Below are 26237 nucleotides of genomic sequence, written 5' to 3'. Positions count from 1 at the left end.
GCGCGGTCAGTGCGCCGCGTCGCGGGCGGCCTGCGCGCGGGCCTTGATGAACGCCAGCAGCGCGGCCAGGCCGTTGTTGCGCGTCGGCGAGAGATGCTTCGCCAGCCCGATGTCGGCGATGTAGCGCGTCTCGGTGGCGAGGATCTCCTCCGCGCTGCGGCCGGCATACACGCGCAGGGCGAGGAAGATCAGGCCGGAGACGATCGCCGAGTCGCTGGCGGCGGTGAAGTCCAGCCGCGCCGCGTCGCCGTCGGCGACGATCCACACCATCGACTGGCAGCCGTGCAGGCGGTGCGCGTCGGTCTTCAGCGCATCGTCCATCGGCGGCAGCTTGCGGCCGAGGTCGATCAGGTACTGGTAGCGCTCGGACCAGTCGCCGAAGAACGCGAACTCGTCGCGGATGGCGTCCTGGGCGTCGCTGGCGGTGGGTTCGAGGGGGAAGGTGGTCATCGCGGGCTATTGTAGGAGCGGCGGAAGCCGCGACGGACGTCGTCCCTGGAGCTAGAGCGTTCCGTCCGCTGCGCGGCCGGGTTCATTTCTTTTGCTGGCCCACGATGCGTGCGAAGCATGCCCGAACGGCGAAGCCGACCCCGAAGGGGCGAGCGCATGGCGCGAGTCAAAGAAACGAACCAAAGAAAAGCGCTTTCCCCGACGAAGCGAACCCGTTGGCGGATCCGCAGTCGGGATTTTCCGACTCGCCCTCCATGGCTCGGTCGGAAAACGACGCGCCTCCTGCGCGTCGCCCTTCGGGTCTGGATCCGTCGTCGGCGAGTGATTCCAGGCCCGCTTCCATCTGACACCCTGCGGCGTTTCTTCCAGCAGCATGCCTTTCTTGCATGTTGTCCCCTCTCCCGTCGGGAGAGGGGCAGGGGAGAGGGCCGGTGTCGCCGCGATGCCGGATCGGCATCGTGCATCCTGCACCCTCGTCCGGCGCTGCGCGTCACTTTCCCCCGCGGGGAGAAGGCAATGGCGTCAGCCGCGCTTCCAGCGCACGCCCTGCGGCGTGTCTTCCAGCAGGATGCCTTCGTCGGCGAGCTGCTTGCGGATGGCGTCGGCGCGGGCGAAGTCGCGGGCCTTCTTCGCGTCGTTGCGTTCGTCGACCAGCGCCTGGATGCGCGCGTCGTCGTCGCCGGACGCGCCGCGGGCGAACCACGCCTCGGGCGCCTGCTGCAGCAGGCCGACGGCGAGGCCGGCGCCCAGCAGTTCCGACTTCAGGCGCGCGCGTTCGCCCGCGTCCGTTGCCTTGCGTGCCTCGCCGGCGATGCGGGCGATCTCGGCCAGCACCTGCGGCGTGTTGAGGTCGTCGGACAGCATGGCTTCGACGCCGTCGGGAATCGCCGCCGCCGCCTCGACGTCGGCGAGGTCGCGCAGCGTGCCGTACAGGCGTTCGACGGTCTTGATCGACTGCTCGATCAGCGCGTCCGACCATTCCAGCGGCTGGCGGTAGTGCGCCGACAGCAGCGCATAGCGCAGCGCTTCCGGCGGATATTCCTGCACCAGGTCGTGCACGCGCTTGATGTTGCCGACCGACTTCGCCATCTTGGCGCCGCCGAAGTTCAGCATGCCGTTGTGCAGCCACCAGCGCGCGAACGTCGCGTGAGTCTCGCCGTGCTTGTGCGCGCACTCGCTCTGCGCGACCTCGTTCTCGTGGTGCGGGAACATCAGGTCGTTGCCGCCGGCGTGCAGGTCGATGGTCTCGCCCAGGTGGGCCTCGGCCATCGCCGAGCACTCGATGTGCCAGCCCGGGCGGCCGCGGCTCCAGGGCGAATCCCAGCCCGGCATGTCTTCGGTGGAGGGCTTCCACAGCACGAAGTCGCCGGCGTTGCGCTTGTACGGCGCCACTTCGACGCGGGCGCCGGCCAGCATTTCGTCGGTGTCGCGGCGCGAGAGCTTGCCGTACTCGGGGAAGCTGTCGACCGCGAACAGCACGTGGCCCTCGGCGGCGTAGGCGTGGCCGTTGTCGATCAGGCGCTGGATCATCGCGATCATGTGCGGGATGTGCGCGGTCGCGGCCGGTTCGATGTCCGGGGCGAAGTCGCCGGACACGCCCAGCGCGGCCATGTCCTCGCGGTAGGCGGCGGCGAACTTGTCGGTGATCACCGAGATCGGAACTTCCAGTTCCCTTGCCGCGGCGTTGATCTTGTCGTCGACGTCGGTGATGTTGCGGGCATAACGCAGCTTGCCGTAGCGGCGGCGGAGCAGGGCGGCGAGCACGCCGAACACCACCGGGCCGCGCGCGTTGCCGATGTGCACGTAGTTGTAGACGGTGGGTCCGCAGACGTACATCGTCGGCCCGGAAGCGGGGTCGCGGGGTTCGAAGGCCTCGACCCGGCGGGTCAGGCTGTTGTAGAGCTGCAGGGACATGTGGGGGTCATCCATGGAAGGCATCACGATTCTAGCCGTCCCGCACACGTCACGACAGCCGCGATTCAGCCAGCGCATCGCCCGGCCGCCTACACTCGGCGGTCCCATGCGTCCCCATCCCGTCGCCTTCTTCCTCGGCCTCCTTCCCTGCCTGACCGCCGCCATGCCGGCGCGCGCGCAGGATGCGGGCATTTCGCCGAACGTTCGCACCGAGTACGCGCAGGTGCTGCAGGTCGAGCCGGTCTACCAGACCCTGCGCGCCCAGGCGGTCGAGCAGCGCTGCGACCACCCGGCGGAAGCGACCGGCGTGGCCCCGACCAACCGCAACTGCCGGCCGGTGCGGGTGACCCGCGAATTCCAGCGACCGGTGGCCTACGACGTCGACTACATCCACCGCGGCGTGAAATACCGCTCCCGCCTGCCGGTCGACCCCGGCAAGCGCCTGCGGATCAGGATCTCGATCACCCCCGACATCCCGCCCGGCGAGCGCCGCTGAGCCCGGGGGTCCCGGCGCAGCCGCCGGCAACGCGCCGGCGGTCCCTCCGACCTTGGTCGGAAAGGGGGCGGAAATCCTCGCTTGTTGCAGCCAAAACCCCGATTTCGCCCTTGCACGCGTGCGCCACGCGTGCGAGCATGCGCCCCCATGACGCACGCCCAGCCCCTCTCGACGAGCAGCGCCCGGATGGCCTCCGGCATGACCTCGCGCGCGCGCCGACCGGAACCCCACATCCACGCTGGGTAATCCGGAACGTCGTCCCTACGCAACGACACAAGTTTCCAGGAAAGGCCCGGCTCCCCGCCGGGCCTTTTCGTTTTTCCACGCGCCATTCCCCACATCCCTCTCCCGAGACCCGCCATGAAGCATTTCCTGAACACCCAGGACTGGAGCCGCGACGAACTCGATGCCGTGCTCACGCAGGCCGCGCTGTTCAAGCGCAACCGCCTGGGCGACCAGCTCAAGGGCAAGTCGATCGCGCTGGTGTTCTTCAACCCGTCGATGCGCACCCGCACCAGCTTCGAGCTGGGCGCGTTCCACCTCGGCGGCCATGCCGTGGTGCTGGCCCCGGGCAAGGATGCGTGGCCGATCGAGTTCGACCTCGGCACGGTGATGGACGGCGACACCGAGGAGCACATCGCCGAGGTCGCGAAGGTGCTCAGCCGCTATGTCGACCTGATCGGCGTGCGCGCCTTCCCGAAGTTCGTCGACTGGTCGATCGACCGCGAAGACCGCGTGCTCAAGTCGTTCGCGAAGTACGCGACGGTGCCGGTCATCAACATGGAGACGATCACCCATCCCTGCCAGGAACTGGCGCATGCGCTGGCGCTGCAGGAACATTTCGGCACCCACGACCTGCGCGGCAAGAAGTACGTCCTGACCTGGACCTACCATCCGAAGCCCCTGAACACCGCGGTCGCGAATTCCGCGCTGACCATCGCCACCCGCCTGGGCATGGACGTGACCCTGCTGTGCCCCACGCCGGAGTACGTGCTCGACGAACGCTACATGGGCTGGGCCGAGCAGAACGTCGCCGAGAGCGGCGGCTCGCTGACCATCAGCCACGACACCGACAGCGCCTACGCCGGCGCCGACGTGGTCTATGCCAAGAGCTGGGGCGCGTTGCCGTACTTCGGCAACTGGGCGCCCGAGAAGCCCATCCGCGACCAGTTCAAGCACTTCATGGTCGACGAACGCAAGATGGCGCTGACCCACGACGCCGTGTTCTCGCACTGCCTGCCGCTGCGCCGCAACGTGAAGGCCACCGACGCGGTGATGGACGCGCCGTACTGCATCGCCGTGGACGAAGCCGAGAACCGCCTGCACGTGCAGAAGGCGGTGATGGCCGCGCTCGCGCACCAGTGATGGTTGTCTCCTTCCCCCGCTCGCGGGGGAAGGCCGGGATGGGGGCGAAGCCTCCTTCCGATGACTTTATCGACCCGCCCCCACCCCAACCCTCCCCCGCACGTCGGGGGAGGGGGCAACAAGAGACCCCACGCAATGACCGCTTCGACCCAAGCGTCCGCCAGCCAAGACATCGTCCTCGCCTTCTCCGGCGGCCTCGACACCAGCTTCTGCGTGCCCTATCTCAAGGAGCGCGGCTGGAACGTCCACACCGTGTTCGCCGACACCGGCGGCGTCGATGCCGAAGAGCGCGCCTACATCGAGGCGCGCGCGCACGAACTCGGCGTCGCCTCGCACGTCACCGTCGACGGCGGCCCCGCGCTGTGGGACGGCTTCGTCAAGCCGTTCGTGCGCGCCGGCGAGGCCTACCAGGGCCAGTACCCGCTGCTGGTCTCGGACCGTTACCTGATCGTCGACGCCAGCCTCGCGCGGGCGCGCGAGCTGGGCACGAACGCGATCGCGCATGGCTGTACCGGCATGGGCAACGACCAGGTGCGTTTCGACCTGGCCGTGAAGGCCAGCGGCGATTTCCGCATCGTCGCGCCGATCCGCGAAATCCAGAAGGAACACACGCAGACCCGCGCCTACGAGCAGAAATACCTCGAAGAGCGCGGCTTCGGCGTGCGCGCCAAGCAGAAGGCCTACACCATCAACGAGAACCTGTTGGGCGTGACGTTGTCCGGCGGCGAGATCGACAAGTGGGAAGCGCCCGGCGACGGCGCGCGCGGCTGGTGCGCACCGCGCCGCAACTGGCCGGACGAGGTGCTGCACGTGACCCTGCGCTTCGTCGAAGGCGAGGCGGTGGCGATCGACGGCAACGCGATGGCCGGCGCGCGACTGCTGGCGCGGCTCAACACGATGTTCGCGCCCTACGGCGTGGGCCGCGGGATGTATACCGGCGACACCACGATCGGGCTCAAGGGCCGCATCGTGTACGAAGCGCCGGGCCTGGTCGCGCTGCTGACCGCGCACCGCGCGCTGGAGGAAGCGGTGCTGACCAAGCAGCAGAACCGCTACAAGCCCGATGTCGCGCGCAAGTGGGTGGAACTGGTGTACGAGGGCTTCTGGCACGATCCGCTGAAGACCGACCTCGAAGCCTTCCTCGCCTCGTCGCAGCGCCAGGTCAACGGCGAGGTGGTGCTGGAGACCCGCGGCGGCCGCGTCGATGCGGTGGCCGTGCGTTCGCCGCACATCCTCAACGCCAAGGGCGCGACCTACGCGCAGTCGGCGGACTGGGGCGTGGAGGAAGCCGAGGGCTTCATCAAGCTGTTCGGCATGAGCAGCACGCTCTGGGCCGAAGTCAACGGCGCGCAATGAGCGCGACCGCGACGACCGACATGCGCGACGAGATCCTCAAGCACCTCGCGGCCCTGGTCGCGTTCGACACCCGCAATCCGCCGCGCGCGATCGTGCCGGCGGGCGGCATCTTCGGCTACCTGCGCGCGCAGTTGCCCGGCTTCGACTGCACCGTCACCGACCACGGCGACGGCGCGGTGTCGCTGCTGGCGGTGCGCGGCAAGCCGACGCGGGTGTTCAACGTGCACCTCGACACCGTGCCCTCGTCCGAGGCGTGGACCGCGGACCCGCTGCGGCTGCGCGTGACCGGCGACCGCGCGATCGGCCTCGGTGCCTGCGACATCAAGGGTGCCGCCGCGGGCCTGATCGTCGCCGCGCGTCGCACGCAAGGCGATGCCGCGTTCCTGTTCACCACCGACGAGGAAGCGAACGACGCGCGCTGCATCGCCGCGTTCCTCGCCGCTGGTCATCCCTTTCGCGACGCCATCGTCGCCGAGCCCACGCGCTGCGAGGCGGTACTCGCGCATCGCGGCATCAGTTCGGTGCTGCTGAAGTTCCGCGGCGCCGCCGGCCATGCCTCCGGCGCCAACGCGATGCAGAGCAACGCGCTGCACCACGCGATGCGCTGGGGCGCGAAGGCGCTCGATTTGGTCGAAGGCGAAGCGCACCGCCGCTTCGGCGGGCTCACCGGCCTGCGCTTCAACATCGGCAAGGTCGAGGGCGGCATCAAGGCGAACGTCATCGCGCCCAGCGCCGAGGTGCGCTTCGGCTTCCGGCCGCTGCCGTCGCACGGCATCGACGACCTGCACGTGCGCTTCGGCGCCTGCGCCGCGCCGGGCACGCTGGAGCGTTACCAGGAAACCTTCCGCGGGCCGTCGCTGCCTGCGGGCGACGTGGCCGAGGCGGAGAATCGCCGCCTCGCCGCGCGCGACCTCGCCGACGACCTCGGCCTGCCGATCGGCAACGCCGTCGATTTCTGGACCGAGGCCTCGCTGTTCTCGGCCGCCGGCATGAACGCGATCGTCTACGGCCCGGGCGACATCGCCCAGGCCCACACCGCCGACGAATGGGTCGCGCTCGATGATCTCGAGCGCTACACCGCGTCGATCGTCCGTATCCTTTCCGGTAGTCAAGCGGCATGAACCTGTTGCCCGAATCCGGGGTCCACGACCCCCAGACCCGGCAGACCATCGTGCGTCTGCTCTCCAGCATGGCCGGCGCCAAGGAAATCTCGCAGTACCTCAAGCGCTTCTCGCAGCTGGATGCCGCGCGCTTCGCGGTGGTGAAGGTCGGCGGCGCGGTGCTGCGCGACGATCTCGATGCGCTGACGTCGTCGCTCGCGTTCCTGCAGGACGTGGGCCTGACGCCGATCGTGATCCACGGCGCCGGTCCGCAGTTGGACGAGACGCTGTCGGCCGCGGGCATCGAGAAGCACACCGTCAACGGCCTGCGCGTGACCTCGCCCGAGGCACTGGCGATCGTGCGCAAGGTCTTCCACGTGCAGAACCTCAAGCTGGTCGAGGCGCTGCAGGCGCGCGACGCGCGCGCGACGTCGATCGTCAGCGGCGTGTTCGAGGCCGATTATCTCGACCGCGACACCTACGGCCTGGTCGGCGAGGTGAAGCGCGTCGATCTCGCGCCGATCCACGCCAGCCTGCAGGCCGGCTCGATCCCGGTGATCGCCAGCCTCGGCGAAACCGCGGGCGGCCAGATCCTCAACGTCAACGCCGACTTCGCCGCGAACGAACTGGTACAGAAGCTGCAGCCGTACAAGATCGTGTTCCTCACCGGCACCGGCGGCCTGCTCGACGGCGAAGGCAACGTCATCGACTCGATCAACCTCTCGACCGAGTACGACACGTTGATGGCGCAGCCGTGGATCAACGGCGGCATGCGCGTGAAGATCGAGCAGATCAAGTCGCTGCTGGACGCGCTGCCGCTGTCGTCGTCGGTGTCGATCACGCGCCCGGACGAACTTGCGAAGGAACTGTTCACGCACAAGGGGTCCGGCACGTTGGTGCGCCGCGGCGAGCGCGTGCTCGAAGCGCGCACGTGGGACGACCTCGACACCGATCGTCTGCGCACGCTGATCGAGTCCGCGTTCGGCCGCACGCTGGTGTCCGACTACTTCACGCGCACGACGCTGCACCGCGCCTGGGTCAGCGAGAACTACCGCGCCGCGGTGGTGCTGACGCTGGAGAACGGCGTGCCGTACCTCGACAAGTTCGCGGTACTCGACGAAGCGCAGGGCGAAGGCCTCGGTCGCGCGGTGTGGCAGCTGATGCGCGAAGCCGAGCCGCGGCTGTTCTGGCGTTCGCGCCACGGCAACCAGGTCAACGCCTTCTACGACGCCGAAGCCGACGGCAGCGTCCGCCAGCCGCGCTGGCGCGCCTACTGGTACGGCCTCGGCGATCCCGAAGGCGAGGCGATGACGACGATCCGCGCCTGCCTCGCGCACTGCCGCGAGCGGCCCGCGACGCTGGTGGATCGCGCATGAGCGCCGCGTGGTCCACGCCGACGCTGACTGGTCGCCACGTGCGGCTGGCACCGCTGTGCGCGGATCACGCCGACGCGCTGCGCGCCGCCGCGGCCGACGGCGCGCTGTGGACGCTGCGTTTCACCAGCGTGCCGGGCCCCGAAGCCGGCGAGGCCGAGGCCTACATCGCCGCGGCCCTCGCACAGCGCGCCGCCGGCCATGCGCTGCCGTTCGCGGTGTTCGATGCTGCCGGCGATCTCGTCGGCAGCACGCGTTACTACGACATCGACTGCGGCGTGCCGCGGCTGAAGATCGGCTACACCTGGTATGCGGCGCGCGTGCAGCGCACCGCGCTCAACACCGAAGCCAAGCTGTTGCTGCTCGGCCACGCCTTCGACACGCTGGGCTGCGAATCGGTGACGCTCGAGACCAGTCACGAGAACCTGCGCTCGCAGGCGGCGATCCTGCGCCTCGGCGCGCAGCGCGACGGTATCCTCCGCGCGCACATGCGCCACCGCGACGGCACGCTGCGCGACACCCACGTCTTTTCGATCCTGCGCGCGGAGTGGCCGGCGGTCGCCGCGAACCTGCGCGCGAAACTGGAAGCCTCCTCGCATGTCCAGCCCCATGACTGACGCCGCGCCGATCCGGGTCGGCATCGTCGGCGCCCGCGGCCACGTCGGCGCGGAACTGATCCGCCTGATCGCCGCGCATCCGCGCTTCGTCCTGCACTTCGTCAGCTCGCGCGAGCGTGCGGGCGAGCGCGTGGCCGACCACCATGACGGTGTCGGCGGCGAGCTGCGCTACACCGCGCCGTCGCACGAGGACCTGCCGACGCTCGGCGCGGATGCGGTGGTGCTGGCGCTGCCCAACGGCAAGGCCGCGGACTGCGTGGCAGCGTTCGATGCGGCCGGCATCGACCCGGTCATCGTGGATCTCTCCGCCGACTACCGCTTCGACGAGACGTGGTACTACGGCCTGCCCGAACTCACCCGCGGCGCGTACCGTGGTCAGCGCCGGATCAGCAATCCCGGCTGCTACGCCACCGCGATGCAACTGGCGGTGGCGCCGATGCGCGGCCTGCTCGCCGGCCCGGTGCAGTGCTTCGGCGTGTCCGGCTATTCCGGCGCGGGCACCACGCCGTCGGACAAGAACGATCCGGAGAAGTTGCGCGACAATCTGATGCCCTACGCGCTGACCGGTCACGTGCACGAGCGCGAGGTCACGCGCCACCTCGGCCATCCGGTCGAGTTCATCCCGCACGTCGCGCCGCATTTCCGCGGTCTGACCATCACCGCGAACCTGCCGCTGCGCGAGGCGACGACCCGCGACGCCGTCCTTGCGCGCTACCGTGACGCTTATACCGGCGAGCGGCTGGTGCGCGTGGTCGACGACGCGCCGTGGGTGAGCGAGATCGCCGGGAAGCATCACGTCGACCTCGGCGGCTTCGCGCTGTCGGACGACGGTCGCCGCCTCGTCGTCGTCGCCACCGAGGACAACCTCCTCAAGGGCGCGGCCACGCAGGCGCTGCAGAACCTCAACCTCGCGTTCGGGCTCGACGAGATGGCGGGGATCCCGGCGTGAACGCGTTTTCCGCTTTGCGCACGCCCCCTCTACCGTCATCCTCGCGCACGCGAGGACCCAATCATGACCAACGATCGAGCTCGGGTCCTCGCATGCGCGAGGATGACGGTGCTTTCTTGTTCCGCGTGTTCGGCAGATCCGCATGATCCATCCTCGGAGGACAACCCCATGAGCGGTCTCCTGTGGCAGAAACCCGGCGTGCAGGTCGACGCGCGCATCCAGCGCTTCCTCGCCGGCGAGGACGTGGTGCTCGATCGCGAGTTCTTCCTGTTCGACATCGAGGCCAGCCGTGCGCATGCGCACGGCCTGCTGCGCATCGGCATCCTCGCCGCCGACGAACTCGCGGGCATCGACGTCGAACTGACCAACCTCGCCGAGGATTTCCGCAACGGCGACTTCGTGCTCGACGAACGCTTCGAGGACGGCCATTCGGCGATCGAGGCGCGCCTGATCGATCGCCTTGGCGACGCCGGCCGCAAGATCCACACCGGCCGCAGCCGCAACGACCAGGTGCTGGTCGCGACGCGCCTGTGGCTGAAGGATCGCCTCGCGCGGGTGCAGGCGCTGTGCGTCGAGAGCGCGCAGGTCGCGCTGGCACGCGCCGAAGCCGAGGCGTCGGTGCCGCTGCCCGGCTACACCCACCTGCAGCGCGCCGTCGTGTCGTCGCTGGGCATGTGGTGGGCGGCGTGGGCCGAAGGCTTCATCGACGATGCGCAGCGCGCGCGCGACACGCTGGCCTGGGTCGACGCGAATCCGCTGGGCAGCGCCGCCGGCTACGGCGTCAATCTGCCGCTCGATCGCGATCACGTGACCGAAGCGCTCGGTTTCGGCCGGTTGCAACTGTCCGCGGCCTACGCGCAGCTGTCGCGCGGCAAGTTCGAGATCGCCGCGGTCGAAGCGTTGGGTTCGGCGCTGCTCGACCTGCGTCGGCTCGCGTGGGATCTCAGCCTGTTCACCAGCGCCGAATTCGCGTTCGTCGCGCTGCCGGCGCAGTACACCACCGGCAGTTCGCTGATGCCGAACAAGCGCAACCCCGATGTCGTCGAGTTGATGCGCGCGAGCTACGCCAGCGTCGCCGCCGCGCGCAGCGAGATCGAACAGCTGTTGTCGCTGCCGTCCGGCTATCACCGCGATCTGCAGTTCAGCAAGGGCGCGATCTTCCACGCCTTCGGCCGCGGCCTGGGTGCGCTGGAACTGCTGCCCGACTTGCTGCGCAACCTCGAATGGAAGACCGACGCGATGCGCGCCGCGCTCGATCCGTCGATGTACGCGACTGATCTCGCGGTCGACCTCGCGCGCCAGGGCGTGCCGTTCCGCGACGCGTACAGACAGGCCGCCGATCCCGCGCGCTGGTCCGCGGGCGATCCCGATGCCAGCCTCGCCGCGCGCACATCGCCCGGTGCGGCCGCGGCGCTGCGGCTCGACGTGCTGAAGGCGCGACTGGCCGCGCTGTGAGAGCACGATGACCACGCCCGCCGCCTTCACCGAAGAACCCTTGCCCGCATGGAAGCGCGCCGTGCTGAAGGTCGGCAGCAGCCTGCTGGCGGGCGAGGGCGGCCTCACGCCGCGCAACGCCGAACATCTCGCCGCGTTCGTGCGCCACGCGCAGGCGCAGGGCCGCGAGGTCGTGATCGTGTCCTCCGGTGCGGTCGCCGCCGGGCGCGGCATGCTGCACGCCGCACCGCGCCCCGGCGCCGCGATGGCCGAACGCCAGGCGCTGGCCGCACTCGGCCAGGCGAAGCTGATGGCGTTCTGGCAGGGCTTCTTCGAGCGACCCGTCGCGCAGGTGCTGCTGACGCACGACGACGTGCGCAACCGACGCCGTTACCTCAATGCCCGTGCGACGTTGCAGGAACTCCTGCGTTGCGGTGCGCTGCCGATCGTCAACGAGAATGACACCGTCTCGGTCGACGAACTCAAGCTCGGCGACAACGACACACTGGGCGCGATCGTCGCCGCGCTGATTGATGCCGACGTGCTGTTCATCGCCACCGACATCGACGGCCTCTACGACCGCGACCCGCGCAAGCACACCGATGCGCGCCCGGTGCTGACCGTGACCGAGATCGGCGAGGACATCCTCGCGATGGCGGGTGGCGCCGGCAGCGCCGTGGGCACGGGCGGGATGCGGACGAAGATCGTTGCGGCGCAGCGTGCGGCTGCCGCAGGCATCGACACGGTGTTGATGAACGGCACGCGTGCCGAGACGCTGCGTGCGCTGGCGGGTAATCGCGTCGTCGGTACGCGACTCGTCGCCGGCCGCAGCCGCATCGCTGCGCGCAAACACTGGCTGCGGCATGCGCCGATCGAACCTGATGCCGCGATCCTTGTCGACGCCGGTGCTGCCACGGCGCTGGTCGAGAAAGGCGCGTCGCTGTTGCCGATCGGCGTGTCCGGTGCGTATGGTGAATTCCGGCGCGGCGATCTCGTGTCGATCCTGCGCGCGGATGCGCCCGACGCGACGCCGATCGCGCGCGGCGTGACCCAGTATTCCGCTGCGGACATCCGCCGCATCGTGCATCGGCGTTCGCCGGAGATCGAAGCGATCCTCGGCTACAACTACGGCGACGTCATCATCCACCGCGACGACCTGTCGCTGCTGGCCACCCCGCAGAAGGAGCGCGCAGAATGAACGATTCGACGATCCGCGCGCAGGCGCTGGCCTGCCGCGAAGCGGCGCAGGCGGTGGCGGCGCTGTCCACCGAGGCCAAGGACGCGCTGTTGCGCGCGATGGCTGATGCGCTCGATGCCGATGCGCCGGTGATCCTCGCCGCGAATGCCGAAGACCTGCGCGCGGCCGAAGCGAAGGGCATCGCCGGTGCGATGCTGGACCGGCTGAAGCTCGATCCCGCACGGTTGGCGACGATCGCGAACGCGGTGCGCGAGGTCGCGACGCTGCCGGATCCGGTCGGCATGGTCACGCGCCGCGAGACGCGGCCGAACGGACTGTCGATCGAACGCGTGCGCGTGCCGCTGGGCGTGATCGCGATGATCTACGAGGCGCGACCGAACGTCACCGCCGACGCCGCGGCGCTGTGCCTGAAGGCCGGCAACGGCGTGATCCTGCGCGGCGGCTCGGAGGCGGTGCGCTCGAATGTCGCGATCGGCGGTGCGCTCAAGCGCGCGCTGGAGGCGCATGGCGTGCCGGCGGCGGCGATCACGCTGGTCGACGACCTGCGCCGCGAGACGATGCTGGAACTTCTGCAGCTCAACGACATCGTCGACCTCGCGATCCCGCGCGGCGGCGAGGGGCTGATCCGCTTCGTCGCCGAGCACGCGCGCGTGCCGGTGATCAAGCACTACAAGGGCGTCTGCCATCTCTACGTCGATGCCGCGGCCGACCTCGACCTCGCGCTCGACCTGCTGCTGGACGGCAAGGTGTCGCGTCCCGGCGTGTGCAACGCGCTGGAGACGCTGCTGGTACATGCGGACGTCGCCGACGCCTTCCTGCCGCGGGCGGCGGCGATGCTGGCCGAGCGCGGCGTGCAGCTGCGCGCCGACCCGCGGGCGCTTGCGTGCATGCCCGGTGCCGTGCCCGTGCACGACGACGACTGGGACGCGGAATTCCTCGACCTCATACTCGCCGTGCGCGTGGTCGACACGCTCGACGACGCCATCGCCCACATCCGCCGCCACGGCTCGGATCACACCGAAGTCATCGCCACCCGCGACGACCCGGCCGCGGCGCGCTTCGTCCATGCTCTGTGCAGCGCGGTGGTGATGGTCAACGCCTCGTCACGCTTCTCCGACGGCGGCGAACTCGGCCTCGGCGCCGAGATCGGCATCTCCACCACCCGCCTGCACGCCTACGGCCCGATGGGCGCGGAGTCGCTGACGATCGAGCGGTTTGTCGTCCGTGGGGCAGGACAGACGCGGAACCTGAGCAACAGAGTCTAGTATTGTCGAGGTTTCCATCTCACGGATTTATTGGGCGAATTCCGGAGAAATTCCTCGCTTCTTCACAAGGCGTGCAATGACTTCTTCGCGTTTCGATCGATATGCGTCGTCGCGATCCGTGCTTGGTTCGTGGAAGTAGATGACGTCCCTTATCCACGTGGGTTTGGCTGCGATTTCGGTGAGCGGAAGCATGAGTGCCCAGTCGGAGGCGAGTTCGACGTAATCGCCGTCGATTTTGAGCATATCATCTGAAATGCGGTCGAAAAGCGATCTCTTGAACGTGCGCAAATGCTGCCAAACATTGCCACCACGTCGATGGCGTGCTTGTTCAAAGATTGCCGGGTAGTCGGCATCCTTGTCGGATCTGTGCATCGTGCCTACGGTCAAATCCGCACCCCTTGCATAGTGTTGCCCAAGTATCTCGAGTACGGAGGTTCCGATGAGGCAGTCGTCGCCGTCCAGGAGGATGACAACCGTCTCCGGGTTATGGAGGTGAAGCCTTATCGCTCCGGCTGTGTTCGCCAAAAGGCCGCGTCTTTCGCGATTCCTGATGAGCGTGAAGTGTTCGCTATGTGGTTCCAGAAATGAGCGGTAAGCGTTGAAAAGATCAGGGTCCGATGCATCGTCGATGAAGATGGTGCCCCAATCTCCTTTCTGGGAGAGAATGGAGTCTATGCACCTCCTGAATCTCGGGAAGGGGACGTTTCTTCCCGTCACCACGAAAACGAAGCGCTCCGTGCGGGAGTCAAATTCGAACGCCGCCGGTGGCGTGCAGAGATCAACTTTTCCGTATTGCGTGTTGGCGATGTGGCCTCCAGCGATGCGATCAACGGCATGGAAGTAGGTGTTCTTGTCTCCTCGTTTGTGGTGATTTTCTGGATGTACGAAGAATGTTCGATGATCTCCCCCGCGCAGCGACTTAGCTCCGGTCCTTTTGATCGCATCATCGAGCGCTCGATGCCAAGCTGGAGGCGTGATCATGTGAGGAGTTAGTGGGCACATCGACTTCATTTTATCGATGTCTAGTAGGCACGCCCTGACTTCCGTGCGCCATGGTGCGCCAGCGGTATAGGGTGTGCTATGCCGTTGCGCAATGTTGAACGAAACAGTGACGGTGTCGGCGTTGGACTTGGCGGCAAACTGCATGTCGGCCAAGTAGTCATGTCGAAAGTCTGTGCGACCGATGATTACATCGAGATCGACCTGAAGGACCCATCTGGTTGTGATGGTTTCCAGTGCGGAAAAGACCGAAAGCAATGGGGCGCCATTGCTTGCATGCGATGATGCGGAGTCGATGCCGAGCCAATCTCTGTTTAGTCGTCTCGCTTCATCTTCATGGGGTGTGGCGTGGATGAGCCGGTCGATCCATCCGTCGTCGACTAGGCTCATGGCGTTGCGGACGAGGAGATCCATGTCTGGGTGCGCGTATTGGCGTGGAAATCCTCCTGTCCTCGAGTCTATTGAAAGGACGACCTCATCGAAAGCGTGTGGTTTCTCGAGTTGTTCGATGAGGTGTGTCACGCAATCCCGAAGACGGTCAGCTTCCATCGCGCAGCACTTGATGAGAAGGGTGGTCGGCTCCCGTTCGCTCGGCTTGAGGGTCAGCACGAGAAGGTCGAGCCCGATCTCTATCCGGTCGATATCGATCGCCTCTCGTTCACGGCGATCTACGACTTCGAGTCCTTCGCGACGTATCCACCGATTGATGGTCCGTTCTGGATGGCTGAACTCTATCAGCACTCTGTTCGAACTGCGATGCCGTTTTCCCCAGGAATTCCGCGAGCCTTCACATCGATTGTATCCCGTGATCGGCTCGCATTCCGTCGTTCTGATGGAGCGTGCGTGCAGGGGATGGCAGAGGGAAAGCACAATACTTCCTTGCAAGGAAACAAGTGATCTTATTTCCGCAAGAGATTCGCGAGCCGACTCGGCATCGAGTTGGCAAAGAACTCGTCGACAGAGAACGAGTTCATGGCCGTCATTTATAGAGGCATCGCGTAGTGTCGTGGCCACGCGTGCGTCAGGTTCAAGCTGTGCCCTGAGTCTTTGATGCAGTGCCCGGTCTGGGTCATATGCCACGACCTTTGCGCCCCATTGTGCCAAGTGGCGGGCGTGTTTTCCCTTCCCGCAACCGAAATCAAGGATGGTGCGTGGTGCCAGCTGCGTGATCGCATCGAGTTCAGGCTCGGGGCTCGGCGCAATTCCGGCCGCGTGCTGAACAGCTAGCCAAAAGACAGGATATCCCGTCATGCCGGGCAGATCTGTTCTCTCCTTTGCTTCGCGCATCATGTCGTCGAGTCCTTTGCGGTTCCAACATCGAAATGTCAGGTATGCGCGCCGACACATCAATTCAAAGATGCTGATGAAATCGGGTTCATCCTCGATCAAGAGGATATCTCTGCCGATATCGACAAGAATAAGCTGATCGCCGAAGGTACGGATATTTTTTGGATGGAAATTCGAGCAGACGACCCCGGCTCGCCACAGGGAAGAAAGCATTTGAACCAGTGCAAAACCCATTTGACCAGAGTATGGTGCTGTCGTTTTTCTGGGGTAGGAGAGCGCCCATACGGTGCCTGCCAGCTGAACTAATTCGAATGGTGGAAGGGGGGCGGCTGCGGATAGCCGGTGTGAAAGCCGATCGAGTCTGGGTATGGTGCTTTTTGCGTCTGTCTTGCCCCATCCGTCGAAGATCTTGTAGATCCTGTCGCCTTCTTCGAAAACAACGCCCTCCTCTCCCATGCCGAGCATCCGAGGGGAGGTGATTGATTCCGCATGCTGTCGGAGTCGAGGATGCCCGAGGAAGAGGCATCGCTTGGCACTCTCTATGCGTGCCTTTCTGAGGTGTCCTTGAATTTTGTCCTGATTCACCTTGCTTGCGGCACTGGTCTCGTTTGGAGTGAGGATTCCGGAGGTGAACTTCCTCACGACTTCCGGGGTCAGCAGCCGGCACGCGGAGCTTATCCTTTCAAACGTCTCTTCGTCGGTCGTGGATGAAATGCGTTCGATCACTGCCAGCAGCTTGCCGGAATGCCGCAAGAGCATCGGGTGAGAGGAAAGATTGCGCACCTCTCCGGCAAGCGCATGTATTCGCTGGAACGAGAGCCTGAGCGCTGCAATTCGCTCTTCCAGATACTTCATGGCGCGCTTCGTCGGGTCGGAAGAAGCTCCCGTGAAAACGTCGCTCATGGCGGAATATATAGCGTACCCTCGGATGTCGTCTACGAGGGCCGAGATCGCATTTTCAGGATCTTCAATGGCATCTTCCCTCGCATGGTAGGTGGGAAGGCATGCCGTGACGACGCGGCGACCATGGGTGTGACGCTGAATGAGTGCCCATATCATGTCTGATCTTCGCGTGGGACGTCCGCCGATTTCCGGAGCGGAATTGTCGGTGTCGACCAATGCTTCGAGGTCGAACACAAAGCAGTTTCCGCCGCGATAGCATCCTTTCTCTTGAATTGCAAATTTGTTTATTTCCGTTGATCTCGCTATCAGCGGCCTGAATAGTTGTCTCCCGGAGAGTATCCCTTCGATCTGATCCATCAGCCGGTCAATCATGTGTTTGCAAGATTCTCCATTCGTCTCCCGTTCGAAAAGGAACGGTGTTTCAAGCCTGTCGGTTTCGATATGGGACAAGTCGTAGTAGTAGTCGCGACGTTCCTGCCGGAGTCGCCGGTTATGCTCCCTGAAGTCCGGCGCCACTGTCTGAGTACTTTCCTTTGCCAGCGCCCTGATTGTGGCCGCAAGATCTACCATCTGTACGCGTAGCGCACTCAAGGTCGGTAACGGTGGTGCACCTGTATAGGGACAGATGGCAATGTCTGCGCCTGCTTCTCGCAATTGTTGCAGTCGCCATGCGAGAGGAAGCTCGTGGCGAACGATCTCGTTCCCCAAATCCACAAGCGGGGCGATCCGCATGTCGTCGTCCAGAAGCCAGACGACGGAATCCGCCCTGTTCCTTGCGATATGGTAAAGATAGGCTTGCAATGCCGTGCGAGAGGGGGCTATCGCCCACTTCCTCCCTGCTTCGGCTCCGAGCGCCTCTGCAAAGCATTCATCACGCATGGCTGTTTCAATCAGCCTGACGCGGAGGCCGTGTGTTGCGGCAAATGCTATGGAGGCTGCCAAGGCGGCTGAATTCGGACTGTTATCCCCGTTTTCGAGGACAACGACTTCCAGTCCCTTGAAGCCGGGGCCATGTGAAAGCTTTGAAAGGTCATCGAAAAGCCCTTTCAGTGAACGCTCGCGAGAGCCATCCGAGATCAGTCCGACGATCAGGTGTATCTCATCGGGGATATCCGGTCCGGTGTCGATCTCCTCGCGTTCGTGTGGCGAGGTCTCGGGAGGTGACCAGCCGAACAGTCTGAAGGCGCGTTCCGTTGATGCCGAAATTTCGCGCGTTGTCATCTCATGGAGGTACTTCGCGTGAAACGAAGAAAGCCCTCGTTCGCGCGCTTCTGATCCTGGTGTTGAAAGCCGAAGTCTATGACGGCTGGCATCGTGGTGCGCTGTTGCAGCGGAGGTCGTGCCGTAGCGTATTCCGGATACACGACTCAGCCTTATCAGAATGTCGCGATCGGTGCAGCTGCAGAGGGACTCGTCGAACATTCCCGCATGAAGCAGGCGATCTAGACGAACAATGAGGTTGCTGGCTTGAATGCCTGGATTCCCGGTTTTGAATTCGTGCTCAAGCAGAAGGTCTGGCGGCTCAATGATGACTTCGCCTCCATCTTCGCTGCTCCTGACGAATGCGGAGGCGATGATTTCGGCGCCACCGAGTGCGACCTCTAGCCCGTTGGCAAGGTGATCCGGAGTCCAGTAATCGTCATCGTCGAGGAATGCCACGTACACGTCCCGGGATTCTCGGGCGTGCCGGGCAATGTGGTCTATGCCTGAATTCCATGCGCCGGAAGCCCCTGGGGTTCGGCGGTTATGCAAGTGCGAAATTTTGACGCTGTGTCTCGAGGAAAGCGAGAGTATTTCGCTCCTGTCGAGTTCGGCGGGACCATCTTCCACTATCACGATTTCTGTGCATGCATGAGACTGATTGAAAATGGAAGGCAACGCACGTTGCAGAAGCAGTTCGCGACGCTCCCGTGTGGCGATGAGAGCAACAATCTGTGGCTGAGAGCGAGGGGTGGTTTTCATTTTTTGCGCGCACGTCGATGAATTCACTTTTCAGCGAAATGGATTGCAGGTCGAATGTTGGCCGCTTGAGGCATGCGCGAGCGAGCTCTGCACGCCGGCACTTCGTGCGCGCATGAAGCGCGCAAAGGATCCACGATTGCCGTGGTGGTGTGCGATGCATGCGATGTGGTGCATGGCATGGCTTCCGTGCAGTTACCCTCGGGGAACCAAATATGGCAGCGACAGGGTATCGACCCTCGATCAAAGCATCAAACAACCTGTCGGAGTATGTTCTGTGCGTTTGGTCATGGAGGCAACTGGAATTGATCGGTGCTGCGTCAGAGGCTTGGCCTCGATGGGAGGGGGGGGATTCGCAAGCCGAGCACTGGCCCATCTGGCCGCAATTCGTGAAGCCAGTCGCAGTGAGTGCGTTTTCGTTGCGCAGGACATGCGATGAGGTGCCCAGCCGTTCGGGCCGTCGCCACGGCGGGGGTGTGAACGCGATGTGGCGGCAGGGCGGGACGCAATTCCGCCGGCACCTCTCCGGAGGCGGTGCAGCGGAGCTTTGCTCCGCTCTAGGGAAGCCGGAAACGAAAAAGCCGCCCTTGCAGGCGGCTTTTCGATGAATTTGTTGGTCGGGGAGACAGGATTCGAACCTGCGACCTCTACGTCCCGAACGTAGCGCTCTACCAGACTGAGCTACACCCCGATTCCGAGCTCGGCATTGTAAAGACTCCCCCGGGGGTTCGGCAAGCCCGGGCACGACCGAAGGCGATTCCCGGGGCGGAAAGGACCTCCGACCCGGGCCCGCCCGGGCGGCCAGCCGGTAAACTGGCGGCTTCGCTGCATGCCCCGGAGCTTCACTTGATCAAGCCGCGTACACCGCCCGGCGTCCTCGAACTGCTGCCGCGCGACCAGATCGCCTTCCAGCGGATGCTGGACACCATCCGCCGCACCTTCGAGCGGTACGGCTTCCTGCCGGTCGAAACCCCGGTGATGGAGCTGACCGAGGTGCTGCTGACCAAGTCCGGCGGCGAGACCGAGCGCCAGGTCTACTTCCTGCAGTCCACCGGCGCGCTCGACAAGGGCAAGGACGGCCTGCCCGAACTGGCGATGCGCTTCGACCTCACCGTGCCGCTCGCGCGCTACGTGGCCGAGCACGAGCACGACCTCGTGTTCCCGTTCCGTCGCTATCAGATGCAGCGCGTGTACCGCGGCGAGCGCGCCCAGCGCGGCCGCTTCCGCGAGTTCTACCAGTGCGACATCGACGTGATCGGCAAGGACGCGCTGAGCACGCGCTACGACGCCGAGCTGCCGGCGGTGATCGCCTCGGTGTTCGAGGCGTTGGCGATCGGCGAGTTCACCATCCAGTTCAACCACCGCAAGTTGCTGCGCGGCTTCTTCGAAGGGCAGGGCATCGCCGACGGTGAGCGCCAGGCAGCGGTGCTGCGCGAGATCGACAAGCTCGACAAGCGCGGCGAGGCCGCGGTGCGCGAGACGCTGGTGGGCGAGGAATTCGCGCTGGCGCCCGATGTGGCCGACACGCTGCTCGCGTTCTCGCGCGTCCGCGCCATCGGGCACGACGCCGCGCAGGCCGCGCTCGATGCGCTGGGCGACGGCACGCCGCTGTTCGAGGAAGGCCGCGCCGAGCTGCGCGAAGTGCTGCGCCAACTGCGCGCGCTGGGCGTCGCCGACGCCCGCTTCGCGCTGAACCTGTCGATCGCGCGCGGCCTCGACTACTACACCGGCATCGTCTACGAGACCACGCTCAACGCGAACCCGGAGATCGGGTCGATCTGCTCCGGCGGCCGCTACGAGAACCTCGCCAGCCACTACACGAAGTCGAAGCTGCCAGGCGTGGGCATCTCGATCGGCCTCACCCGCCTGTTCTGGCAGCTGCGCGAGGCCGGGCTGGTGGCGAGCGCCGACAGTTCGGTCGACGTGCTGGTGTCGCTGATGGACGAGGCCGGGCTCGAACACGCGCTGTCGCTGTCGCAGAAGCTGCGCGCCGCGGGCCTGAACGTGGAAACCCAGCTGGAGCCGCGCAAGTTCGCCAGGCAGATGCAGTACGCCGATCGCGCCGGCATCCGCTTCGTCGTGATCCGCGGCGAGGACGAGGCCGCGCGCGGCGCGGTGGCGGTGAAGGACCTGCGCCGCGGCGAACAGTTCGAGGTGGCCGAGGCCGACCTCGCGCGCACGCTGCTGGTCGAGCGCGAGCAATGGCGCGCGCTGCCGCGCAGCGGGGCGCCGGCATGAAGCCGATCCGTCTCGACGGCCGCACGCTGACCCGCGAACGCCTGGTCGAAGTCGCCTGCGGTGCGCAGGTGATGCTCGACGAAGGCGCGCTGCGCAACGTCGCGCACGCGTCGGCGTTCCTGGCCGAGCAGGTGCGCCGGCAGGAGCCGATCTACGGTGTGTCGACCGGTTTCGGCAGCAACGCCGACAAGCTGCTCGGCGCGCATCCGCTGCGTGACGAGCTGCCGGGCGCGACGCTGTCGGCGCGGTCGCTGCACGAGGAACTGCAGCGCAACCTGATCATCTCGCATGCGGTCTGCGTGGGCGACCCGTTCCCGCCCGACGTCGTGCGCGCGATGCTCTGCATCCGCATCAACACGCTGCTGCGCGGGCATTCCGGCGTGCGCGTGGAAACGCTGCAGGCGCTGGCGGCGATGCTCAACGCCGGCGTGGTGCCGGTGGTGCCGCAGCTCGGGTCCGTCGGTGCGTCGGGCGACCTCGCGCCGCTGTCGCACCTCGCGATCGTGCTGCTCGGCGGCGGCGAAGCCTTCTATGACGGCGAGCGCCTGCGCGGCGACGAAGCGCTGAAGCGCGCCGGCCTCGCGCCGGTGTCGCTGTCGTACAAGGAAGGCCTGGCGCTGAACAACGGCACCGCGCAGATGCTGGCCTGCGGCGTGCTCGCGCTGCACCGGCTGGAGGACCTGCTCGACACCGCCGATCTCGCCGCGGCGATGACCATCGACGCCTTCGCCGGCCGTCTCGGTGCGTTCGCCGAAGAAGTCCATGCGCTGCGCCCGCATCCGGGCCAGGTCGAGTCGGCGGCGCACGTGCGTCGCCTGCTCGTGGGTTCGACGCTCGCCGACATTCCCTATCACCTCGTGCCGAAGTTCCGGCCGTGGCTGCCGTCCAGCTGGGACACCGCCGAGGCGCAGGCGCTGACGTTCGACATCGGCTGGGACTGGGTGCCCGCTGGCCAGCGCCACGGCCGCGAGAAGTTCTACACGCGGTTCAAGCCGTTCCGCGGCGGCAAGAAGCACCAGCCGCAGGACAGCTACTCGCTGCGCTGCGTGCCGCAGGTGCACGGCGCGGTGCGCGACGCGATGATGCAGGCGCGCCGCGTGCTGGAGATCGAGCTCAACGCGGTCACCGACAATCCGCTGGTGTTCCCCGACGCGCGCGCCGAGCACGTCGAGCAGCAGGTGATCTCCGCCGGCCACTTCCACGGCATGCCGCTGGCGCTGGCGATGAGCTACGTGAAGGCCGCGATCCCGGTGCTGGCGTCGATCAGCGAGCGCCGCCTCAACAAGCTCGTCGATCCCGCGACCAGCGACGGCCTGCCGCCGTTCCTGATCGGCAACGAGGATGCGACCGAGTCCGGCTACATGATCGTGCAGTACACCGCGGCGGCGATCGTCAACGACCTCGCCAGCCGCGCGCATCCGGCGGCGGTGTACTCGATCCCGACCAGCGCGAACGCCGAGGACCACGTGTCGATGGGCGCCAACGAGGCGCGGCACGTGCTGGCGATGGTCGAGGACCTCGGCAAGGTGCTGGCGCTGGAGCTGATGACCGCCGCGCAGGCGCTCGACCTGCGGCGCGACATGATCAACGCCGCGCGCGACCTCGCCGATCGCGCCGACGCCGCGGCGCTCGCGGCGAAGGTGCAGGGCGGGCCGCTGCCGGGCGCGCCGGGTTACGACGACTTCCTCGCCGAGGTCGAAGCGCTGCGCGCCGAGCTGTCGGCCGCGGAGCCGTTCCATCCGGGCGAGGCCGTGGCCGCCGCGCATGCGGCGATCCGTGAGGCGGTGCCGTTCCTGGCCCGCGACCGCGCGCTCGACGTCGACCTCGCCGCGATGCTGGCGCTGATGCGCAACGGCGGCGTCTACGCGGCGGCGCATCCGGACGGCTGAGCCGCCCTTCGCGTCCCGCGGGCCCGCTCACGCTTCGGCGTGGGCGTGCCAAGTGCCCGCGCGCTGTCCGCGCGTGCGCCGGCGCAGCGCGACCGCCTGCGCGTCGGCGACCGAGGCGTCGTGCCAGTCCTCGGTCAGCGACGCGCGCGATTCCGGACCGATGGTGCGGCGCACCGCGCAGGTCACGTCCCACGCCAGCGCCTCGATCGCCGGGTCGCGTGTCACCGGCAGCCCCAGCGCATGCAGTTCGTCGCCGGTGATCGCGTAGTCGTGCGAGCCGTAGCCCGTCAGCAGCGTGCGGACGATGGTCGTGCGCGCCTCGGGCGACGCGATATGCCGCGCCAGCAGCGCGTCGCCCGTGGCTTCGAGCGCGCGGACGGTGCGCTCGAAGGTCGCCAGCGTCTCCGGTGCGATGCGCGCGTCGAGCAGCGCCCGCGCCTGCGCCGCCGCGACGTCGGGCGCGAGGCCGAACCAGGCTTCGATCGCCTCGGGCAGCCGGCGCAGGTCTTCCGCCGACAGCACGGCGGGCAGGTCGGGGCGATCGCCGGCGCCGGCGAGGTGCGGATCGATCGGCGAGAACATCGCCAGCGGCCCGGCCAGGATCTCGTCCGCGGCCAGCGCCAGGATCGTGCCCGACGAGGCGCAGAAATGCGGGACGATGAAGCGCAGTCGCGGCGTGGCGGCCTGCAGCCGGAACGCGAGTTGGCGCGCGGCCTCGACCTCGCCGCCGCGCAGGTAGACGACGACGTCCAGCCGCGGCACGGGGCCGATGCGCGTCAGTGCGTCGGCCAGCGGCGGCAGCAGGTCGAGGTCGATGTTCGACGCCGCCAGCAGCAGCGTGCGCACGCCGGTGTGCGCTTCGAGCGCGCGCAGGCGGTCGCGCAGGTCGTCCGCGGACACGCGTTCAGCGCCGCCCATGCGCGCCGGCGATCAAGCGGTCGGCGACGGCGTCGAGCATGCGCAGTTCCGGCACCAGTTGTTCGACGAACAGGAACTGGCCGCCGGGATTGTTCTCGAGGAACACGTGGCGGCCGTCGGGCGTGACGATCAGGTCGATCGCGCCGTACTGCAGGCCGTAGCCGTGCACGAAATCGCGGCAGCGCGCTTCCAGTTCCGGGGCCAGCGTCTCCGCCTCGTAGCGGATCGGCGCGCTGAAATCGCGGAAATCCAGCTGCGTGCGCGGGTCGTCCTGCGAGTGGATGCGCGCGGCGAACACCTGGTCGCCGATCACGGTGACGCGCAGTTCATGGCGCTTGGCGACGAGGTGCTGGAACTGGCAGGGCGGTTCAGAGACGGCATCGAGCAGCGCGGCGTGTTCGGCGCCGATGCGCGTGGTGCCGATCCCGCCGCTGACGCGCTCTTCCGGGCGCACGTGCTCGCCGCCGAGCGAGGTCGACGCCAGGCACTTGAAGACGATCTCGCCGCCGGCATCGGCATGGAACGCGCGGGCGCTGGCGGCACTGGCGGTGATCAGCGTGTCGGGCACGTCGAAGCCCAGGCGCGCCGCGCGCGCGAGCTGTTCGCCCTTCCACTGCGCGCTGCGCACGGCCAGCGGATGGCTCATCCAGTACACGTCCTGCAGCCCGTACAGCAGTCCGGACAGCGCGTGCTGGGTTTCCTCGACGGCGAAGGCGCGCTCCTGCGCGCCCATCTCCGGATTCGAGAAGGTGAAGTCGGCGGTCTTGCGCGTCCACACCGCGCCGATGTCGGCCACCGCGAGCGTATCGCCGCTCGGCAGGTGGTGCAGGTGGCCCGTCCACGCCGGGGCGCGGAAATGCAGGTCGAGTTCGTAATCGACCGGGAACCGGTCGAGATCCAGCCGGAAGGCGGGGAGGTCGCGGGCGGCGATGCGTTCGGCGACGAGATCGGCGTGCAGGTCGGCGCTGTGGGTGACGATCAGGATGCGTCGGGGCACGGGAAGTCGATGGCGGGAGAAGCGGAAGTCCGGCGGCGCAGTGCCGTCGGACGCGATGCGGTCAGCAGTAGGCGCGGCCGTCGCCCCACGGGAAGGCTTCGCGCAGGATGCCGTTGGCCTTGGGGTCGGTGCAACCGGCGATGGCGATGTCGTCGCGGGGCTGCCACTGCGCTTGCGGGTGAGGCGTGCCCTGCGTGCTGCGATCGGCCAGCCGGAAGGCGAACGGGGTGCGGTCGTGTGCCATGGGTGTGTCTCCGGGGAACGTGCGGATCATCGGCGGCGAAAACCCACGCCGGTCGGCGCGGGTCCGGTGCGGTGGTTCAGCACCAGAAGCCGCCATCGCTCCAGCGATAGTCGCCGACGTGCTTCGGATCGGTGCAGCCGGCGGCGGCCACGCCGTCACGGGTCTGCCATTGCGTGGTCTGCGGGGCGTCGGCCTGCGCGTCCTCACGGACATCGGCCAAGCGGAAAGCGAACGGGGTGCGGCTGGATTCCATGATGACCTGCCTCCCTGGCGGGTTCGAGTGGACTGCGCGGGCCGGAGCGGCCCGCGCAGTGGATGGTGCAGGGCTCAGCAGTAGATGCCGTTGTCCCGGCCCGGGTAACGGCTGGCGCGGGCGTCCGGGCCGCTGCAGCCGGCGACGGCGACGTCGCTGCGCAGCTGCCACGGGGCCTGCTGGGGCTTGTCCTGGGCATCGGCCAGGCGGAAAGCGAAGGGGGTGGTCGTTTCCTTGGTCTGCTTCATGTCGAACTCTCCTGCGGTGGTGATGAATGCGCAGGGCAGCGATTGCCGCCATGCGCGGGGGGAACCTGATACGGGGAATGCGGGATGGCGATCAGCACCAGACGCCGTTGTCGCGGCCGAACGTGGTGCTGTAGCGGTAGTCGCCCTGCCGGGTCGGATCGGTGCAGCCGGCGGCGGCGACGTCGTCGCGCATCGTCCACGCGGTCTGCTCGCTCGCGGTGTCGCGGGCATCGGCCAGGCGGAAGGCGAAGGGGGCGCGTTGGGTGTCCATGGTCCTGTGTCCTTGTCGTTGACGAAGCGGGCGTCACGCGCCCGCGGCGGTGGATCGGAGTGACGGGATTGCGTCGGCGAAGACCGCGCGGGCGGACGTCGCCTCGATGCGGGGCGGTGCGATCAGCACCAGATGCCGTTTTCGGCGCCCCAGATCGTCGTCGCGCGGTAGTCGTCGGCCTTCTTCACGTAGGTGCAGCCGGCGATGGCGACGCCGTCGCGGATCGCCCACGGGGCTTGCGCGGCATCCGCGGGGGCGGTGTTCTCGCGCTCGGCAAGCCGGAAGGCGAAGGTCCTGGTTTCCATGTGCATGTCCTTTCGTTTCGATGATCGAAGCACTGATGGCGCGCCGATCGGTGCAGGCACCGGATCGACGCGACCATCACTAGCACGCATGGATCGATAGCGTCAATCGCACGGCGACCGCCGGCGCTGCGCACATGCGATGTGCCGCGCCGAATGCGACCGCCGTTCCGGAAAACGCCATGCGCAGGCGTAGGGTCGGGCCGCGCCGC

At 67.0% G+C, this 26237-nt stretch carries 22 protein-coding genes and 1 tRNA gene; 12 read left to right on the top strand and 11 right to left on the bottom strand.

Annotation, left to right across the window (positions count from 1 at the left end; all coding sequences use genetic code 11):
* Nucleotides 1-6 precede the first annotated feature (6 nt).
* Both ACT53Q_RS12760 and cysS read right to left on the bottom strand, forming a co-directional pair.
* The gene (locus ACT53Q_RS12760; protein ID WP_476171770.1) at nucleotides 7-450 is read right to left on the bottom strand and encodes a SufE family protein; all 444 of its coding nucleotides are present in this window, start codon (nucleotides 448-450) and stop codon (nucleotides 7-9) included.
* A gap of 522 nt (nucleotides 451-972) precedes the next feature.
* Nucleotides 973-2364: a cysteine--tRNA ligase gene (gene cysS, locus ACT53Q_RS12755; RefSeq protein WP_476187026.1), complete on the bottom strand. Its 1392-nt coding sequence runs from the start codon at nucleotides 2362-2364 to the stop codon at nucleotides 973-975.
* 106 nt (nucleotides 2365-2470) lie between these two features.
* Here cysS and ACT53Q_RS12750 point away from each other — a divergent pair, with 106 nt between their 5' ends.
* The 10 genes from ACT53Q_RS12750 (at nucleotide 2471) to ACT53Q_RS12705 (ending at nucleotide 13517) form a co-directional block, all read left to right on the top strand.
* On the top strand, nucleotides 2471-2860 hold the full coding sequence (locus ACT53Q_RS12750) for a hypothetical protein (RefSeq protein WP_476187025.1): 390 nt from the start codon (nucleotides 2471-2473) through the stop codon (nucleotides 2858-2860).
* Nucleotides 2861-3220: 360 nt separating this feature from the next.
* A complete protein-coding gene (locus ACT53Q_RS12745) occupies nucleotides 3221-4225 on the top strand; it encodes an N-acetylornithine carbamoyltransferase (protein ID WP_476187024.1) in 1005 nt (334 codons plus the stop codon).
* Nucleotides 4226-4360: 135 nt separating this feature from the next.
* Nucleotides 4361-5581 (top strand): argininosuccinate synthase, encoded by a 1221-nt coding sequence (locus tag ACT53Q_RS12740; protein ID WP_476187023.1) that lies wholly within the window; start codon nucleotides 4361-4363, stop codon nucleotides 5579-5581.
* Nucleotides 5578-6702 (top strand): acetylornithine deacetylase, encoded by a 1125-nt coding sequence (locus tag ACT53Q_RS12735; RefSeq protein ID WP_476187022.1) that lies wholly within the window; start codon nucleotides 5578-5580, stop codon nucleotides 6700-6702. Before ACT53Q_RS12740 ends, ACT53Q_RS12735 begins: the two co-directional genes overlap by 4 nt.
* 68 nt (nucleotides 6703-6770) lie before the next feature.
* Nucleotides 6771-8057: an acetylglutamate kinase gene (locus tag ACT53Q_RS12730; RefSeq protein ID WP_476187196.1), complete on the top strand. Its 1287-nt coding sequence runs from the start codon at nucleotides 6771-6773 to the stop codon at nucleotides 8055-8057.
* The gene (locus tag ACT53Q_RS12725; protein ID WP_476187021.1) at nucleotides 8054-8671 is read left to right on the top strand and encodes a GNAT family N-acetyltransferase; all 618 of its coding nucleotides are present in this window, start codon (nucleotides 8054-8056) and stop codon (nucleotides 8669-8671) included. Before ACT53Q_RS12730 ends, ACT53Q_RS12725 begins: the two co-directional genes overlap by 4 nt.
* Nucleotides 8652-9620: an N-acetyl-gamma-glutamyl-phosphate reductase gene (argC, locus tag ACT53Q_RS12720; RefSeq protein ID WP_476187020.1), complete on the top strand. Its 969-nt coding sequence runs from the start codon at nucleotides 8652-8654 to the stop codon at nucleotides 9618-9620. The genes ACT53Q_RS12725 and argC overlap by 20 nt, the downstream gene beginning before the upstream one ends.
* A gap of 168 nt (nucleotides 9621-9788) precedes the next feature.
* The gene (gene argH / locus ACT53Q_RS12715; RefSeq protein ID WP_476187019.1) at nucleotides 9789-11075 is read left to right on the top strand and encodes an argininosuccinate lyase; all 1287 of its coding nucleotides are present in this window, start codon (nucleotides 9789-9791) and stop codon (nucleotides 11073-11075) included.
* Between the two features lie 7 nt (nucleotides 11076-11082).
* Nucleotides 11083-12252: a glutamate 5-kinase gene (gene proB / locus ACT53Q_RS12710; protein ID WP_476187018.1), complete on the top strand. Its 1170-nt coding sequence runs from the start codon at nucleotides 11083-11085 to the stop codon at nucleotides 12250-12252.
* Nucleotides 12249-13517 carry a glutamate-5-semialdehyde dehydrogenase gene (locus tag ACT53Q_RS12705; protein ID WP_476187017.1) on the top strand — a complete coding sequence of 423 codons (1269 nt, stop codon included), beginning with the start codon at nucleotides 12249-12251 and terminating at the stop codon, nucleotides 13515-13517. Before proB ends, ACT53Q_RS12705 begins: the two co-directional genes overlap by 4 nt.
* Before the next feature lie 27 nt (nucleotides 13518-13544).
* On the opposite strand, the gene ACT53Q_RS12700 is transcribed toward ACT53Q_RS12705, so the two are convergent.
* Entirely contained in the window at nucleotides 13545-18668 is a 5124-nt protein-coding gene (locus tag ACT53Q_RS12700) for a glycosyltransferase (RefSeq protein ID WP_476187016.1), read from the bottom strand.
* Between the two features lie 611 nt (nucleotides 18669-19279).
* Nucleotides 19280-19356, bottom strand: a tRNA-Pro gene (locus ACT53Q_RS12695).
* A gap of 155 nt (nucleotides 19357-19511) precedes the next feature.
* Between ACT53Q_RS12695 and hisS the strand changes: the two genes are divergently transcribed.
* Together hisS and ACT53Q_RS12685 are read left to right on the top strand one after the other, a co-directional pair.
* Nucleotides 19512-20903 (top strand): histidine--tRNA ligase, encoded by a 1392-nt coding sequence (gene hisS, locus ACT53Q_RS12690; protein ID WP_476187015.1) that lies wholly within the window; start codon nucleotides 19512-19514, stop codon nucleotides 20901-20903.
* Nucleotides 20900-22792 carry an HAL/PAL/TAL family ammonia-lyase gene (locus ACT53Q_RS12685; protein ID WP_476187014.1) on the top strand — a complete coding sequence of 631 codons (1893 nt, stop codon included), beginning with the start codon at nucleotides 20900-20902 and terminating at the stop codon, nucleotides 22790-22792. Before hisS ends, ACT53Q_RS12685 begins: the two co-directional genes overlap by 4 nt.
* A 27-nt stretch (nucleotides 22793-22819) precedes the next feature.
* Here ACT53Q_RS12685 and ACT53Q_RS12680 read toward each other — a convergent pair whose 3' ends face one another.
* The 7 genes from ACT53Q_RS12680 to ACT53Q_RS12650 form a co-directional block, all read right to left on the bottom strand.
* Entirely contained in the window at nucleotides 22820-23692 is an 873-nt protein-coding gene (locus ACT53Q_RS12680) for an SDH family Clp fold serine proteinase (RefSeq protein ID WP_476187013.1), read from the bottom strand.
* 4 nt (nucleotides 23693-23696) lie between these two features.
* Nucleotides 23697-24707 carry an ATP-grasp domain-containing protein gene (locus ACT53Q_RS12675; RefSeq protein WP_476187012.1) on the bottom strand — a complete coding sequence of 337 codons (1011 nt, stop codon included), beginning with the start codon at nucleotides 24705-24707 and terminating at the stop codon, nucleotides 23697-23699.
* A 61-nt stretch (nucleotides 24708-24768) separates the two neighbouring features.
* Nucleotides 24769-24951, bottom strand: a complete 183-nt coding sequence (locus ACT53Q_RS12670; protein WP_476187011.1) for a hypothetical protein — start codon at nucleotides 24949-24951, stop codon at nucleotides 24769-24771.
* A gap of 76 nt (nucleotides 24952-25027) precedes the next feature.
* Nucleotides 25028-25204: a hypothetical protein gene (locus tag ACT53Q_RS12665; RefSeq protein ID WP_476187010.1), complete on the bottom strand. Its 177-nt coding sequence runs from the start codon at nucleotides 25202-25204 to the stop codon at nucleotides 25028-25030.
* Between the two features lie 74 nt (nucleotides 25205-25278).
* The gene (locus tag ACT53Q_RS12660; RefSeq protein ID WP_476187009.1) at nucleotides 25279-25452 is read right to left on the bottom strand and encodes a hypothetical protein; all 174 of its coding nucleotides are present in this window, start codon (nucleotides 25450-25452) and stop codon (nucleotides 25279-25281) included.
* Nucleotides 25453-25543: 91 nt separating this feature from the next.
* Nucleotides 25544-25723, bottom strand: a complete 180-nt coding sequence (locus ACT53Q_RS12655) for a hypothetical protein (RefSeq protein ID WP_476187008.1) — start codon at nucleotides 25721-25723, stop codon at nucleotides 25544-25546.
* Between the two features lie 122 nt (nucleotides 25724-25845).
* Nucleotides 25846-26028, bottom strand: coding sequence for a hypothetical protein (locus ACT53Q_RS12650; RefSeq protein WP_476187007.1), 183 nt, complete (start codon nucleotides 26026-26028; stop codon nucleotides 25846-25848).
* Between the last annotated feature and the right edge of the window lie 209 nt (nucleotides 26029-26237).

It is taken from the genome of Lysobacter sp. DMC97, from assembly GCF_056313745.1.
The sequence above is the reverse complement of the archived record's forward strand: the minus strand, read 5'-3'. Positions and strand labels throughout refer to the sequence as shown.